This window comes from Burkholderia sp. AU31624 (assembly GCF_020420065.1).
GTDB lineage: Bacteria > Pseudomonadota > Gammaproteobacteria > Burkholderiales > Burkholderiaceae > Burkholderia.
The window spans coordinates 599409-614488 of sequence record NZ_JAIZRT010000003.1; the positions used below are offsets into that span (position 1 = coordinate 599409).

The 15080-nt window shown below is 66.3% G+C and carries 17 protein-coding genes and 1 tRNA gene; 13 read left to right on the plus strand and 5 right to left on the minus strand.

Annotation, left to right across the window (positions count from 1 at the left end; translation table 11 throughout):
- The first annotated feature begins 24 nt into the window (after nt 1-24).
- From hpf to LGM89_RS13080, 5 genes are all read left to right on the plus strand, one after another.
- Nucleotides 25-384 carry a ribosome hibernation-promoting factor, HPF/YfiA family gene (gene hpf / locus LGM89_RS13060; protein ID WP_006477786.1) on the plus strand — a complete coding sequence of 120 codons (360 nt, stop codon included), beginning with the start codon at nt 25-27 and terminating at the stop codon, nt 382-384.
- A gap of 168 nt (nt 385-552) precedes the next feature.
- Nucleotides 553-1092, plus strand: coding sequence for a PTS sugar transporter subunit IIA (locus LGM89_RS13065; protein WP_011353226.1), 540 nt, complete (start codon nt 553-555; stop codon nt 1090-1092).
- Nucleotides 1093-1221: 129 nt separating this feature from the next.
- A complete protein-coding gene (hprK, locus tag LGM89_RS13070) occupies nt 1222-2190 on the plus strand; it encodes an HPr(Ser) kinase/phosphatase (RefSeq protein ID WP_011353227.1) in 969 nt (322 codons plus the stop codon).
- Nucleotides 2191-2265: 75 nt separating this feature from the next.
- Nucleotides 2266-3174, plus strand: a complete 909-nt coding sequence (gene rapZ / locus LGM89_RS13075; RefSeq protein WP_089495664.1) for an RNase adapter RapZ — start codon at nt 2266-2268, stop codon at nt 3172-3174.
- 27 nt (nt 3175-3201) lie between these two features.
- Nucleotides 3202-3837, plus strand: coding sequence for an LON peptidase substrate-binding domain-containing protein (locus tag LGM89_RS13080; protein ID WP_089441042.1), 636 nt, complete (start codon nt 3202-3204; stop codon nt 3835-3837).
- A gap of 215 nt (nt 3838-4052) precedes the next feature.
- Here the strand turns inward: LGM89_RS13080 and mutY are convergent, their stop codons facing one another.
- Both mutY and mutM read right to left on the minus strand, forming a co-directional pair.
- Complete coding sequence (gene mutY / locus LGM89_RS13085) at nt 4053-5156, minus strand: A/G-specific adenine glycosylase (RefSeq protein WP_089495665.1); 1104 nt, start codon at nt 5154-5156, stop codon at nt 4053-4055.
- Between the two features lie 24 nt (nt 5157-5180).
- On the minus strand, nt 5181-6008 hold the full coding sequence (gene mutM / locus LGM89_RS13090) for a bifunctional DNA-formamidopyrimidine glycosylase/DNA-(apurinic or apyrimidinic site) lyase (RefSeq protein ID WP_046544386.1): 828 nt from the start codon (nt 6006-6008) through the stop codon (nt 5181-5183).
- Between the two features lie 86 nt (nt 6009-6094).
- Between mutM and LGM89_RS13095 the strand changes: the two genes are divergently transcribed.
- From LGM89_RS13095 to hisC, 8 genes are all read left to right on the plus strand, one after another.
- The gene (locus LGM89_RS13095) at nt 6095-7918 is read left to right on the plus strand and encodes a tetratricopeptide repeat protein (protein ID WP_226206783.1); all 1824 of its coding nucleotides are present in this window, start codon (nt 6095-6097) and stop codon (nt 7916-7918) included.
- Nucleotides 7918-8538 carry a lipoprotein insertase outer membrane protein LolB gene (lolB, locus tag LGM89_RS13100; RefSeq protein ID WP_089495668.1) on the plus strand — a complete coding sequence of 207 codons (621 nt, stop codon included), beginning with the start codon at nt 7918-7920 and terminating at the stop codon, nt 8536-8538. The genes LGM89_RS13095 and lolB overlap by 1 nt, the downstream gene beginning before the upstream one ends.
- 25 nt (nt 8539-8563) lie before the next feature.
- Nucleotides 8564-9445 carry a 4-(cytidine 5'-diphospho)-2-C-methyl-D-erythritol kinase gene (ispE, locus tag LGM89_RS13105; RefSeq protein ID WP_226273174.1) on the plus strand — a complete coding sequence of 294 codons (882 nt, stop codon included), beginning with the start codon at nt 8564-8566 and terminating at the stop codon, nt 9443-9445.
- A gap of 55 nt (nt 9446-9500) precedes the next feature.
- Nucleotides 9501-9577, plus strand: a tRNA-Gln gene (locus tag LGM89_RS13110).
- Nucleotides 9578-9621: 44 nt separating this feature from the next.
- Nucleotides 9622-10578 carry a ribose-phosphate pyrophosphokinase gene (locus LGM89_RS13115; protein WP_069248896.1) on the plus strand — a complete coding sequence of 319 codons (957 nt, stop codon included), beginning with the start codon at nt 9622-9624 and terminating at the stop codon, nt 10576-10578.
- Between the two features lie 161 nt (nt 10579-10739).
- Nucleotides 10740-11345: a 50S ribosomal protein L25/general stress protein Ctc gene (locus tag LGM89_RS13120; protein WP_085042200.1), complete on the plus strand. Its 606-nt coding sequence runs from the start codon at nt 10740-10742 to the stop codon at nt 11343-11345.
- Nucleotides 11346-11466: 121 nt separating this feature from the next.
- Nucleotides 11467-12066, plus strand: coding sequence for an aminoacyl-tRNA hydrolase (pth, locus tag LGM89_RS13125; protein ID WP_006477776.1), 600 nt, complete (start codon nt 11467-11469; stop codon nt 12064-12066).
- Between the two features lie 114 nt (nt 12067-12180).
- Nucleotides 12181-13248, plus strand: coding sequence for a histidinol-phosphate transaminase (gene hisC / locus LGM89_RS13130; RefSeq protein ID WP_226273175.1), 1068 nt, complete (start codon nt 12181-12183; stop codon nt 13246-13248).
- Nucleotides 13249-13332: 84 nt separating this feature from the next.
- Here hisC and LGM89_RS13135 read toward each other — a convergent pair whose 3' ends face one another.
- The 3 genes from LGM89_RS13135 to rsmD form a co-directional block, all read right to left on the minus strand.
- Entirely contained in the window at nt 13333-13599 is a 267-nt protein-coding gene (locus LGM89_RS13135) for a YfhL family 4Fe-4S dicluster ferredoxin (protein ID WP_069248899.1), read from the minus strand.
- A gap of 59 nt (nt 13600-13658) precedes the next feature.
- Nucleotides 13659-14156: a pantetheine-phosphate adenylyltransferase gene (gene coaD / locus LGM89_RS13140; protein ID WP_039346084.1), complete on the minus strand. Its 498-nt coding sequence runs from the start codon at nt 14154-14156 to the stop codon at nt 13659-13661.
- Nucleotides 14157-14267: 111 nt separating this feature from the next.
- On the minus strand, nt 14268-14882 hold the full coding sequence (gene rsmD / locus LGM89_RS13145) for a 16S rRNA (guanine(966)-N(2))-methyltransferase RsmD (RefSeq protein WP_089426360.1): 615 nt from the start codon (nt 14880-14882) through the stop codon (nt 14268-14270).
- Between the last annotated feature and the right edge of the window lie 198 nt (nt 14883-15080).

Below are 15080 nucleotides of genomic sequence, written 5' to 3' on the forward strand. Positions count from 1 at the left end.
TGGTCACTCGCTTGGAGAAGCACTATGAACCTGAAGATCAGTGGACATCATCTCGAAGTCACGCCTGCAATTCGCGAATACGTGATCACCAAGCTGGACCGGGTGCTACGGCATAGCGATCAGGTGATCGATGGCACTGTGATCCTCTCGGTCGACAACCACAAGGAAAAGGACAAGCAGCAGCGCGCGGAAATCAACCTGCACCTGAAGGGCAAGGACATCTTCGTCGAAAGCGCGAACGGTAACCTGTATGCAGCGATCGACCTGCTGATCGACAAGCTGGATCGCCAGGTCGTCAAGCACATGGAGCGCCTGCAAACGCACGCGCACGACCCGATCAAGCTTCAACCGTCGATCGACCAGATCGAACTGCCGCCGCAGTAACCTTCACCGCAACACACACGTCGCCCGGTTCGCCGGGCGTTTTTTTTGCGACTCCGCGCAGGGGTGCAACCGGTCCTTCCGCGCTGCGCCACGCACGCGGCTGTGCTCTATAATGTTCCGGTTATCGCCGGGGGGCGCTGGATGCGGTAGCTGCCTTGCAGGTTGCCGATGCCGAACGCCTTGATATCGCCGAACATGGATAATCAGTCTGCCGCCGCAAGGAGACCCCAGGCCGCCCAATCGCCTGCCAACATGAATCGCCTAGCCAAAATCCTGCCCATAGAGAACGTCGTCATCGACCTCTCAGTCACCAGCAAGAAACGCGTGTTCGAACAAGCCGGGCTGATGTTCGAGAATCAGAACGGCATCGCCCGCAGCACCGTCACGGACAACCTGTTCGCGCGCGAGCGCCTCGGCTCGACCGGGCTCGGCGAAGGTGTCGCGATTCCGCACGGGCGCATCAAGGGTCTCAAGCACCCGCTCGCCGCGTTCGTCCGGCTCGCCGATGCGATCCCGTTCGAAGCCCCCGACGGCCAGCCGGTCGGCCTCCTGATCTTCCTCCTCGTGCCCGAGCAAGCCACCCAGCAGCACCTCGAGATCCTGTCGGAAATCGCGCAACTGCTGTCCGATCGCGACGCACGCGAGCGTCTGCACAACGAAACGGATATCGCCGAGTTGCATCGCCTGCTCACTCAGTGGCAACCTTGAGTTGATCCGGGCGGAATATTTTCCCGTACGCGGCGGCACACGCCGCCGTTCAGGGCCGCCCGGCGCCGGCCCGGCATGGCGACGTCCGTCGCCGCGCGCACGCACCGGCCCATTGGAGTGACGAGAGTCATGGATACGTCCAGCATCAACGCCCAGAGCATCTTCGACGACAACGCGGCCACGCTGAAACTGAGCTGGCTGACGGGGCATGAAGGCTGGGAGCGCGGTTTTTCGGCCGACACCGTCGGCAATGCAACCTCGAGCGCCGACCTCGTCGGCCACCTGAACCTGATCCACCCGAACCGGATCCAGGTGCTCGGCGAAGCCGAAATCGACTACTACCAGCGGCAAACCGACGAAGACCGCTCGCGCCACATGGCCGAGCTGATCGCGCTCGAACCGCCGTTCCTCGTCGTCGCCGGCGGGGCCGCGGCCCCGCCCGAACTCGTGCTGCGCTGCACGCGCTCGTCGACCCCGTTGTTCACCACGCCCATGTCGGCCGCCGCGGTGATCGACAGCCTGCGGCTCTACATGTCGCGCATCCTCGCACCGCGCGCGACGCTGCACGGCGTGTTCATCGACATCCTCGGGATGGGCGTGCTGCTGACCGGCGATTCGGGCCTCGGCAAGAGCGAACTCGGCCTCGAGCTGATCAGCCGCGGCCACGGCCTCGTCGCCGACGACGCGGTCGATTTCGTCCGACTTGGCCCCGATTTCGTCGAAGGGCGCTGCCCGCCGCTGCTGCAGAACCTGCTCGAAGTGCGCGGTCTCGGCCTGCTCGACATCAAGACGATCTTCGGCGAAACCGCCGTGCGGCGGAAAATGAAGCTGAAGCTGATCGTCCAGCTCGTGCGGCGCCCCGACGGCGAATTCCAGCGCCTGCCGCTCGAAAGCCAGACGGTCGACGTGCTCGGCCTGCCGATCAGCAAGGTCACGATCCAGGTGGCGGCCGGCCGCAACCTCGCGGTGCTCGTCGAGGCGGCCGTCCGGAACACGATCCTGCAGTTGCGCGGAATCGACACATTGCGCGATTTCATGGATCGGCAACGACTGGCGATGCAAGATCCCGACAGTCAGTTCCCCGGCAAACTGGTGTAACCCGCACGCGCCGGCCGCGCAACGCCGACGCGTCGAGCCGGTGCTATGATGAAACGTCAGGATTCTCTGCTTCCCATGCGCATCGTCCTCATCACCGGCATCTCCGGCTCAGGCAAGTCCGTCGCGCTGAACGCGCTCGAAGACGCAGGCTATTACTGCGTCGACAACCTGCCGCCGCACGTGCTCCCCGAACTCACCCGCTACCTCGCCGAGGATGGCCAGCACCGGCTCGCGGTCGCGATCGACGCGCGCTCGAGCGCGTCGCTCGACGAAATGCCTGGCCTGATCCGCGACCTGTCGCGCGAGCACGACGTGCGCGTGCTGTTCCTCAACGCGAGCACCCAGGCGCTGATCCAGCGCTTCTCCGAAACGCGCCGCCGCCATCCGCTGTCCGGCTCGCTGTCGCACGATGCGGACGTCGGCCTGCTGTCGTCGCTCGAGGAAGCGATCGAGCGCGAACGCCACCTCGTCGCGCCGCTCGCCGAATTCGGCCACCAGATCGACACCAGCACGCTGCGCGCGAACGCGCTGCGTACTTGGGTCAAGCGCTTCATCGAGCAGAAGAACAACGACCTGATGGTGATGTTCGAATCGTTCGGCTTCAAGCGCGGCGTGCCGCTCGACGCCGATCTGATGTTCGACGTGCGCGCGCTGCCGAATCCGTACTACGACCACGAGTTGCGCCCGCTCACCGGGCTCGACCAGCCGGTCATCGCCTTTCTCGACGCACTGCCGATCGTCCACCAGATGATCGACGACATCCATGCGTTCCTGATGAAATGGCTGCCGCACTTCCGCGATGACAACCGCAGCTACCTGACCGTCGCCATCGGCTGCACGGGCGGGCAGCATCGGTCGGTGTTCATCGCGGAAACGCTCGCCGCGCGCCTTGCGCACGACGCGAACGTGATCGTGCGGCATCGTGACGCGCCAGTGGATGTCGACGCGTCGTCGCGGCTCGTCTCCGAGGTCGACCGACCCTAGCGACGCCCGCCCCAACGCCCGCGCGCCATGTCCTCCCTATCGACCACCCTGATCGACCTGCCGCTGTTTCCGCTGCACACGGTGCTCTTCCCGGGGGGCCTGCTCCCGCTCAAGGTGTTCGAGGCGCGCTATCTCGACATGGCCCGCGCGTGCCTGCGCGACGATGCACCGTTCGGCGTGTGCCTGCTGAAGAGCGGGCCGGAAGTCGCGCAGGACGGCGCCGTCTCGGTGCCCGAGACCATCGGCTGCATGGCGCGCATCACCGAATGCGATACCGGTGAATTCGGCATGCTGTACCTGCAGGCGGTCGGCACCCAGCGTTTCGAGCTGCTGTCGTATCGCGTCGAAGGCAACGGGCTGCTGGTCGGTATCGCGGAGCCGCTGCCGGACGACATCCCGCTCGAAGGCGAGCAGGCGCTCGCGCAGTTCGGCTCGTGCGCCGAGGTGCTCGAGCGCATCATCGACGCGCTGAAGAAATCCGATCCGCAGAAGATGCCGTTCGGCGAACCGTTCCGCCTCGACGATCCGAGCTGGGTATCGAACCGTCTCGCGGAACTGCTGCCGCTCGACCTGCGCGCGCGGCAGAAGCTGATGGAGTTTCCGGACGTCGGCGCGCGCATCGATGCCGTGCACCACGTGCTCGACCGGCACGGCTGGTTATAGCGAGCGCGGGACCTGTCGCTTTGCCTGAGTTATCCGGGAGAGGGCGTCCAACGAGGGGCTTCCTTCCGGGCGAAAAGCCGGGCCGGCGTGCTCCGAATCGCCCCAGACAGCCACTTCCCGCCAGCCAACCCAAGGCGACTTCCGTCGGCACGAAAAACCACGAGCGTCCGACGTTTCCCTGAAAGCGCGGCATGCGCCGCGCCCCTTCCCCTTCGTTACAGCAGCGGCCCGCTCAGCGCATCGAGCAGCTTGCGCACGGGCGCTGGTACGCCATACGCGTCGAGCCGGCTCAGCGGCACCCACGCGGTGTCCGCGTCCCGCGCGCCGGCGGGCAGGCCGCCGGCGGCCATGTCGCTCAGCCGCGGCTCGATCTCGAGCCGGAAATGCGTGAACGTGTGCGTAAGCGGCGCGAGCGGCACCGTGCCGCCGCCGCCGAAGCCACGTGCGAGTTCCGCGAGCGCGGCGTCGCCGTCCGCTTGCGGCAGGCTCCACAGCCCGCCCCAGATGCCGGTCGGCGGCCGCCGCTCGAGCAGCACGGCGTCACCGTCGCGCAGCACGAGCATCCAGGTCTTGCGGGTCGGCACGGCCTTCTTCGGCCGCGCGGCCGGCAGTTCGCGCTGGCGGCCCGTCGATTGCGCGACGCAGTCGCCCGCGAACGGGCAGCGCGCGCAATCGGGCTTGCCGCGCACGCACAGCGTCGCGCCGAGATCCATCAGCCCCTGCGTATACGCGCTCACGTCGGCCGCGTTAGCGGCGTCGGGCAACAGCGATTCGGCGAGCGCCCACATGTCGTTCTCGACACGCTTCTCACCCGGGAAGCCTTCGACGCCGAACACCCGCGCCAGCACGCGCTTCACGTTGCCGTCGAGAATCGTCGCGCGCGCGCCGTACGCAAACGACGCGATCGCCGCGGCCGTCGAACGGCCGATGCCCGGCAATTCCGCCAGCGCGTCAGGCGTCGCCGGAAACGCACCGCCGTGCTCGGCGACGACGACCTGCGCGCAGCGATGCAGGTTGCGCGCGCGCGAGTAGTAGCCGAGCCCCGCCCAGAGCGCCATCACGTCGTCGGTCGGCGCGGCCGCGAGCGCGGCCACGTCGGGGTAGCGTTCGAGAAAGCGCGTGTAATACGGGATGACGGTCGATACCTGCGTCTGCTGCAGCATGATTTCCGACAGCCAGATCCGGTACGGATCACGGGTGTTCTGCCACGGCAGGTCGTGGCGGCCATGCTCGCGCTGCCACGCGACCAGGCGCGTGGCGAACGTGCGATGCAGCGGCGTGACGGGGAACGGAGCGGGGGCGATGCGGGGCGGCTTCAAGTGATCTAATTGTGGAAAAAGGTTTCAACGCTGGCAGGTCGGGCAGAAATAGGTCGACCGCTGGCCCTGCACGATCTGGCGGATCGGCGTGTTGCATACGCGGCACGGCTGGCCCGCACGATCGTAGACGAAGCAGTCGAGCTGGAAATAGCCGCTTTCGCCGTTGCTGCCGACGAAATCGCGCAAGGTGCTGCCGCCGCGCTCGATCGCGTCGGCAAGCGTCGCGCGCACTGCGTCGGCCAGCCGCTCGTAGCGCGGCAGCGACACCTTGCCGGCGGCCGTCGTCGGCCGGATGCCGGCGCGAAACAGGCTCTCCGACGCATAGATGTTGCCGACGCCGACGACCATGTCGCCCGCGAGCAGCGCCTGCTTGACCGACACGGTGCGCCCGCGCGTGCGCGCGTGCAGCAGCGCGCCGGTGAACGCCGGCGAGAACGGCTCGACGCCGAGGCTCGCGAGAAGCGGATGCGCATGCACGTCGCCCGCTTCGCGCGGGTGCCACAGCACCGCGCCGAAGCGGCGCGGATCGCGGAACCGCAACACGAATTCGTCGAAGATCCAGTCGATGTGGTCGTGCTTCGCGGCGACCGGCACGCCAGCCGCGGGCAGCACGCGCAGCGTGCCCGTCATGCCGAGGTGGACGATGAACCAGCCCGCGTCGACCTCGAACAGCAGATACTTGCCGCGACGCTCGACGGCGAGCACCTCGCGCGCGCGCAACTGCTCGGCGAGCCCGGCCGGCACGGGCCAGCGCAGCATCTCGGTACGGACGTCGACACGCTCGACGCGGCGGCCCGCGACAAAGGGCGCGATGCCCCGGCGCGTGACTTCGACTTCTGGCAACTCTGGCATGTTTTGCGGGTCTGAGACTGGATTCACGATCGTGCGTGTATTGTAGCGAGCGCGTTACAATCGGTTGAAACATCGAACGGATTTCCATGACCCTGCCCTCGAAGCTGCTTCAGAAGCGTCCCGCCGCCGTGCGCGGCGCGCGCGCCTTCCCGGTCCGCCGTGCACTCGGCGCCGCGCTGTTTGCCGCCTGGACCCTCACCGCCTTCCCGGCCCACGCGCAGGATCCGGCATCGGACGACGCGGAGTCGCAGGGCGCGTTCGAGCATGTGATGCCGGACGAGAAAAAAGATCTCCCCGGCGTTCCGCTGACGAGCCAGATCGTCTACCAGGTGCTCGCCGCCGAGGTCGCGCTGCAGCGTAACCAGCCCGCACCGGCCTACCAGACCTACCTCGCGCTCGCCCGCGACACGCGCGATCCGCGCATGGCGCAGCGTGCGACCGAGATCGCGCTCGGCGCGCAGAGCCCGGCCGACGCACTGTCCGCCGCGAACCTGTGGCGCCAGTACGCACCCGATTCGAATCGCGCATCGCAGGTCGACGCCGCGCTGCTGGTGCTCGCCGGCAAGCCGGCCGACGCACAGCCGATGCTCGCGCGCGAGCTGGCCCGGGCGACCGGCGAGACGCGCGGCCCGGCGATCCTCGCGCTGCAGGCGCTGCTCGTGCGCGGCTCCGACCGCGTCGGCGGCCTCGCGGTGCTGAAGGACATGCTGAAGAACGACCTGAACCGGCCCGAAGCCCAGCTCGCGATCGCGCGCCAGCAGCTCGCGGTCGACGACAAGGACGGCGCCGCGCAGTCGCTGAAGCAGGCGCTGCAGCTCCGCCCCGACTACCTGCCGGCGGCTTTGATGCTGTCGCAGATGGGGCCGGCGGAACGCGCGGCGGGCATCGCGTCGTTCGAGAAGTATGTTCAGCAGAATCCGAAGTCGCGCGATGCGCGGCTCGCGCTGTCGCAGCTCTATCTCGCCGACGATCGCCTCGACGACGCGCAGAAGCAGTTCGAGACGATGCGCAAGCTCGACTCGAAGGATCCGACGCCGCTGATGGCGCTCGCGCTGATCAAGATCCAGCAGAAGAAGCTCGACGAAGCGACCGGCTACCTGAAGCAGTACGTCCAGCTCGGCGACAAGCAGCCGAACCTCGACGTCGGCCAGGGCTACATCTACCTCGCGCAGATCGCGATCGACCAGAACAACGACGCGCAAGCGTCGCAGTGGCTCGACAAGGTCGACCAGACGAGCCAGCACTACCTGCCCGCGCAGATCACGCGCGCGCAGCTGCTGCAGAAACAGGGCAAGACCGACGAGGCGCGCAAGGTGCTCGACGACCTGCCGATCACGGATCCGCGCGATGCGGCCGTGGTCGCACGCACCGACGCGTCGATCCTGTTCACCGCGAAGCGCTACCCGGAAGCCGAGGCACGGCTCGGGCAGGCGGTTCAGGACTTCCCAGACGATCCCGACCTGCGCTACGACTACGCGATGGCGGCCGAAAAGACCGGCCACTACACGACGATGGAAAAGCAGCTGCGCGAGCTGATCCGCACGCAGCCCGACAATCCGCAGGCGTACAACGCACTCGGCTACTCGCTCGCCGATCGCAACCAGCGGCTCCCCGAAGCCAGCAAGCTGATCGACAAGGCGATGACGCTCGCACCGAACGACGCGTACATCATGGACAGCCTCGGCTGGGTGAAGTACCGGATGGGCGATACGGCCGGCGCGACGAAGGTGCTGCGGCGCGCGTACGAACTGCAGCCGAACGCCGAGATCGGCGCGCATCTCGGCGAAGTGCTGTGGAAGAGCGGCGCGCAGGACGATGCGCGTTCCGCATGGCGTGACGCACAGAAGCTCGAGCCGGACAACGACACGCTCGTGCAGACGCTGAAACGCCTCCAGATCAACGGTCTCTGATGCAGATGTTCCCGACGTTTTCCCTGTCCTTCCGCGCGCAGCGCACGCTGGCCGCAGCCGGCACGGCGCTCGTGCTCGCCGGCTGCGCGAGCACGCCGCCGTCGGCCAGCGCGCCGACCGGCGCGGCGCTGCAGACCGCCGCAACGCACGCTTACCATGGCCGCTTCGCGGTGCGGTACGACGACCGTCTCGGCAATCCGCAGAACGTGTACGGCAACTTCGACTGGCAGGAGCACGGCGACGACGTGTCGCTCGAGCTGCGCAGCCCGCTCGGCCAGACGCTCGCGGTCGTGAAGTCGACGCCGCAGGCGGCATCGCTCGAATTGCCGAACCGTCCGACGCAATATGCGCCGGACGTCGGCGACCTGATGCAGAAAACGCTCGGCTTCGAACTGCCGCTCGCAGGCCTGCGCTACTGGCTGCTGCCGACCGCCGCGCCCGCCACGCCCGCGCAGACGGTGCGCGATCCGGCCGACGGTACGCGCGTCAAGCAGATCCGCCAGGACGGCTGGACGATCGACTACCTTGCCTACGCGGACGCCCCGGCCACGGGCGTCAAACGCGTCAACCTCGTGCGCGCGACACCGCCGCTCGACATCAAGCTCGTGCTCGATCAGTGAGCACTGGCCCAGCCCAGACATACGCATGACCGATTCGACCCGCTCGCTGCGCAACTGCCTTGCGCCCGCGAAACTCAACCTGTTCCTGCACATCACCGGCCGCCGTCCGAACGGCTATCACGATCTGCAGAGCGTGTTCCAGTTGCTGAACTGGGGCGACACGCTGCACTTCACGCTCCGCGACGACGGCCGCGTCGCACGCGTCACCGACGTGCCCGGCGTGCCCGAGGAAAGCGATCTCGTCGTGCGCGCGGCCAACCTGCTGAAAGCGCATACGGGCACCGCGCACGGTGTCGACATCGAGATCGACAAGTGCCTGCCGATGGGGGCCGGCCTCGGCGGCGGCAGCTCCGACGCGGCGACGACGCTGCTCGCGCTGAACCGCCTGTGGCAACTCGACCTGCCGCGCGCCGAACTCCAGTCGCTCGCGGTAAAACTCGGCGCAGATGTCCCGTTTTTTATTTTTGGAAAAAATGCGTTCGCAGAGGGTATCGGAGAAGAATTAGCTGAGGTACAATTGCCGACTCGCTGGTTCTTGGTTGTAACGCCCCGCGTTCACGTCCCAACCGCTGAAATATTTTCAGATGAGTTGTTGACAAGAGATTCGAAGCGCGTCACAATTACGGACTTTCTTGCACAGCAAAACAGCGACGCGGGATGGCCAGATAGTTTCGGTCGGAACGATATGCAGCGAGTTGTGACAAGTAAGTACGCGGAAGTTGCGCAGGTGGTCAAATGGTTGTATGATGTGACCCCCGCGAGGATGACCGGCTCCGGAGCAAGCGTGTTTGCAGCGTTTCGCAGCAAGCATGAGGCAGAAGCGGCGCAAGCCAAGCTGCCCACCGGCTGGAACGGTGCAGTTGCCGAGAGCCTGAACGAGCATCCGCTCTTCGCTTTCGCGTCATGAAGTTTTACTTTGCCGAACGGCCTACACAAGTTCGGTGAAGTTATCAGTTAAGTGTAGGGGAGTCGCCAAGTTGGTCAAGGCACCGGATTTTGATTCCGGCATGCGAGGGTTCGAGTCCTTCCTCCCCTGCCAAAAATTTTCCCGCATTTCCCGCCTAAGCCCGAAGCAGGTGCACGATGAGCAGCCATGACGGCCTGATGGTTTTTACTGGCAACGCGAATCCCGCGCTCGCCCAGGAAGTCGTCAATATCCTTGGAATTCCCCTCGGCAAAGCAATGGTCAGCCGTTTCTCCGACGGCGAGATCCAGGTCGAGATCCAGGAAAACGTGCGTGGCAAGGACGTCTTCGTCCTGCAATCCACGTGCGCACCGGCGAACGACAACCTGATGGAGCTGATGATCATGGTCGATGCGCTCAAGCGCGCATCCGCCGGCCGGATCACCGCAGCCATCCCCTACTTCGGTTACGCCCGTCAGGATCGCCGCCCGCGTTCGGCGCGCGTCGCGATCTCGGCGAAGGTCGTCGCGAACATGCTGGAAATCGCCGGCGTCGAGCGGATCATCACGATGGATCTGCACGCCGACCAGATTCAAGGCTTCTTCGACATCCCGGTCGACAACATCTACGCAACGCCGATCCTGCTGGGTGACCTGCGCAAGCAGAACTACCCGGATCTGCTCGTCGTGTCGCCGGACGTCGGCGGCGTGGTGCGTGCCCGGGCACTCGCGAAGCAGCTCAACTGCGATCTTGCGATCATCGACAAGCGTCGCCCGAAGGCGAACGTCTCCGAAGTGATGAACATCATCGGTGAAGTCGAAGGCCGCACCTGCGTGATCATGGACGACATGGTCGATACGGCAGGCACGCTCTGCAAGGCCGCGCAAGTGCTGAAAGAGCGCGGCGCGAAGCAGGTCTTCGCCTACGCGACGCACCCGGTGCTGTCGGGTGGCGCAGCCGATCGTATCGCCGCATCGGCGCTCGACGAGCTGGTCGTCACCGACACGATCCCGCTGTCCGCCGAATCGCTCGGCTGCTCGAAGATCCGTTCGCTGACGAGCGCGAGCTTGCTGGCCGAAACGTTCTCGCGGATCCGCCGCGGCGACTCGGTGATGTCGCTGTTCGCGGAATCCTGATCGCGAATCGACTGAACAAAGCATGCGCAGAAAGCGAAGCGGCAACGCTTCGCTTTTTGCACAATCGGACGGGATAGACGAAACCCCGTCCGTTTCATCGGGGGCCGCAGTTTGACGGCCCCGTTTTACTGCCTGGTCGCGGGCAGCTATTGGAGAATCACATGAAAGTCGTCGCTTTCGAGCGCCAAGAGCAAGGTACGGGTGCGAGCCGCCGCCTGCGCAACGCTGGTAAGACCACGGGTATCGTTTACGGTGGCGAAGCAGCCCCGCAAAAGATCGAACTCGATCACAACGCCCTGTGGCACGCCCTGAAGAAGGAAGCTTTCCACTCGTCGATCCTCGACCTCGAAGTGGCTGGCCAGTCGCAACAGGTTCTGCTGCGCGACGTGCAATACCACCCGTTCAAGCAACTGGTGCTGCACGTGGACTTCCAACGCGTTGACGCGAAGAAGAAGCTGCACACGAAGGCTCCGCTGCACTTCCTGAACGCTGAAATCAGCCCGGCCGTGAAGCTGTCGAGCGCGATCGTTTCGCACGTCGCGACGGAAATCGAAATCGAGTGCCTGCCGGCTGACCTGCCGGAGTTCCTCGAAGTCGACCTGTCGAAGATCGAAGCCGGTCAATCGCTGCACGCGAAGGACATCACGCTGCCGAAGGGCGTCGCGCTGGTCGCGCACATCGACGCGGAAAACCCGGTTGTCGCATCGGCGACGGTCCCGGCGGGTGCCGTGTCGGACGCAGCAGAAGGCGAAACGCCGGCTGCCTAAGCGGGCTGCCCACGCGCCCCATCGATCCGTTTCTCGAAACGGTCGACGCAACCCGCCGCGGCTTGCCCGGCGGGTTTTTCTTTTTCTGCGCCCAGGCGGCCGTTGCCGCCTTCGAAACGTCATGATCAAACTGATCGTCGGCCTCGGCAATCCCGGGGCGGAATACACCGCGACGCGCCACAACGCCGGCTTCTGGCTGATCGACCAGCTCGCCCGCGAAGCCGGCACGACGCTGCGCGACGAGCGCCGCTTCCATGGCTTCTACGCGAAAGCGCGCCTGCACGGCGAAGAAGTCCACCTGCTCGAGCCGCAAACCTACATGAACCGCTCCGGCCAGTCGGTCGTCGCGCTCGCGCAGTTCTTCAAGATCCTGCCCGACCAGATCCTCGTCGCGCACGACGAGCTCGACCTGCCGCCCGGCACCGTGAAGCTTAAGCTCGGCGGCGGCAGCGGCGGCCACAACGGCCTGAAGGACATCACCGCTCACCTGTCGTCGCAGCAGTACTGGCGGCTGCGGATCGGCATCGGCCATCCGCGCGACCTGATTCCGGAAAGCGCGCGCGCCGGCGCGAAGCCCGACGTCGCGAACTTCGTGCTGAAGCCGCCGCGCCGCGAGGAACAGGACGTGATCGACGCGTCGATCGAACGCGCGCTCGCCGTGATGCCGATGGTCGTCAAGGGCGAACTCGACCGCGCGACGATGCAGCTGCATCGCAACTGACCGCATCGCACCGCTCCTGTGCATCGAGCCGTCCGGCGCCGCCGGCCGGCCCCGCCCGCCCCGCCCCGGCGCACATGCGGTAATCTGGTCGCTTTGCCCGACAGGAGCCAAGCGGTGAGCCGTTACTGGAGCGACATCGTTCAGCAACTCGTGCCTTACGTGCCGGGCGAGCAGCCCGCGCTCGCACACCCCGTCAAGCTGAACACCAACGAGAATCCCTATCCGCCGTCGCCGCGCGTCGTCGCGGCGATCGCGCGCGAACTCGGCGAGACCGGCGACACGCTGCGCCGCTATCCCGACCCGGTTGCGCGCGCGCTGCGCGAAACGGTCGCGGCCCATCACCGGATCAAGCCCGAGCAGGTGTTCGTCGGCAACGGCTCCGACGAGGTGCTCGCGCACACGTTCCAGGCGCTGCTCAAGCACGACCGGCCGCTGCGCTTTCCCGACATCACGTACAGCTTCTATCCGACCTATGCGCGCCTGTACGGCGTCCAGACGTCGATCGTGCCGCTCGCGGACGACTTCTCGATCCGAGTCGACGACTATCTCGACGACGCCGGCGGCGTGCTGTTTCCGAACCCGAACGCACCGACCGGGCGCGCGCTGCCGCTCGCTGACGTCGAGCGGATCGCAGCGGCGAATCCGTCGTCGGTCGTCGTGATCGACGAAGCGTATGTCGACTTCGGCGCGCAGTCCGCGATCACGCTGATCGACAGCTACCCGAACCTGCTCGTCGTCCACACGACGTCGAAGGCGCGCTCGCTTGCGGGCATGCGCGTCGGCTTCGCGTTCGGCGATGCCGCGCTGATCGACGCGCTGAACCGCGTGAAGGACAGCTTCAACTCGTACCCGCTCGACCGGCTCGCGCAAGTGGCCGCGCAGGCCGCCTATGAAGACACCGACTATTTCAACGCAACCTGCCGGCGCGTGATCGACAGCCGGACGCGTCTGACGCATGCGCTGGACGCGCTCGGCTTCGACATCGTGCCGTCGGCCGCGAATTTCGTGTTCGCGCGCCATCCCGCGCACGACGCGGGCGCGATCGCAGCGAAACTGAAGGAACGGGAGATTTTCGTGCGGCACTTCCGGCTGCCGCGGATCGACCAGCACCTGCGCATCACCGTCGGCACCGACGCCGAATGCGATGCGCTCGTCGCGGCGTTGCGCGAGCTGCTGGCCTGAAACGGAAGAACCGGCGCCGGGCGGCGCCGATCCGGATGCGTGACGGTCGTGCCGAAGGACTCGAGCGCGCGCGTCACCGCAGGGTCACGACGCGTCGTCGCCCTTTTCGGCGGTCAACGCGTGATACTTCTCCATCAATTGCGCGTGCGATTCGTCATGCTGCGGATCGCGCGGAATGCATTCGACCGGACACACCTGCTGGCACTGCGGTTCGTCGAAATGGCCGACGCACTCGGTGCACTTGTTCGGGTCGATCACGTAGATGTCCGGGCCCATCGAAATCGCGCCGTTCGGGCACTCGGGCTCGCACACGTCGCAATTGATGCACTCGTCGGTAATCATCAAAGCCATACTGATCTCACTTCTTCAGGCCGGCGGCCGGCTTCGCAACGAAACCGGCCGGCGCCGCATCACGCGGCAGGGCCTCCGATCGCAGCGACTTTCTCGGTCAGCCACTTCTCGACGGACGGGAACACGAACTTGCTGACATCGCCGCCCAACTGCGCGATTTCGCGCACGATCGTCCCCGAGATGAACTGGTACTGATCGGACGGCGTCATGAACATCGTCTCGACGTCGGGCAGCAGGTAGCGGTTCATCCCCGCCATCTGGAACTCATACTCGAAATCGGACACGGCGCGCAGGCCGCGCACGATCACGCGCGCATTGTTGGTGCGGACGAAGTCCTTCAGGAGGCCGGTGAAACTCATCACCTTCACGTTCGGATAATGGCCGAGCACCTCGTTCGCAATCGTCAGACGTTCTTCGAGCGAGAAGAACGGCTTTTTCGCGCGGCTGTCGGCCACACCGACTACCAGCGTATCAAAAATGCTCGACGCACGCCGCACGAGGTCTTCGTGCCCGCGCGTCAGCGGATCGAACGTACCGGGATACACGGCGACTACCATGTCGCTCCTCCTGTCATCACGCAAACGGGATGGCAGCGGTGCGATGCGCACGCCGCTGCCGAGATGGGCATGCGTCGCCTTTGCGGCGCGCCGCCTCGTATGGAACGCGCATTATTCATCATTTTCGCGCCGCAGCAAATGATAGTGAACCGCACCGGCCTTGCCGTGCTTCACGACCTCCCAGCCGGCGAGCGCGTCGTGCGCGGCCGGATCGAGCTCCGCCCCCGTCTCGACGTACAGCGCGCCGCCGGCCGCGACGAGCGGCGCCGCCAGCGCAATCGCGCGCTCGAGCGCGGCCAGATCGTCGAACGGCGGATCGAGGAACACGACATCGAACGCGCCCGGCGTGAGCCCGGCCGCGAGCCGCAGCGCGTCCGCCTCCGCGACCTCGACCGCACGCGCGCCGAGCTTGTCCTTGATCGCACGCAGTTGCTGCGCCGCGCGTGGATGGCGCTCGACCATCACGACGCTCGCCGCGCCGCGCGACGCGGCCTCGAAACCGAGTGCGCCGGTACCCGCGAACAGGTCGAGGCAACGCCGGCCTTCGAGATCCTGGCCGAGCCAGTTGAACAGCGTCTCGCGCACGCGATCGGGCGTCGGCCGCAGGCCGTCGAGATCGAGCACCGCGAGCGGCGTGCGTTTCCAGTCACCGCCGATGATGCGGATCGTGTGCGGCTTGCCGCGGCCAGAAGGGGCCGCCGGGCGGCCGGGAGAGGAACGGGACATACGGAATATCGACGACGGAGGGACCGGGCGCGCGCGGGGGCGCACCGCTAAACAGGCGCACGTTACCACAGCGGCGATGCGCACTGGCGCGAGCGCCACGCCGCACTGATAAAATGCACGGTTTCGGCCGCCGTGCGCCGCGCCCGCGCGAACGCAGAACGGCCCGTCCGGTGCCCGCCCCTGGCGGCGGCCCGCCCT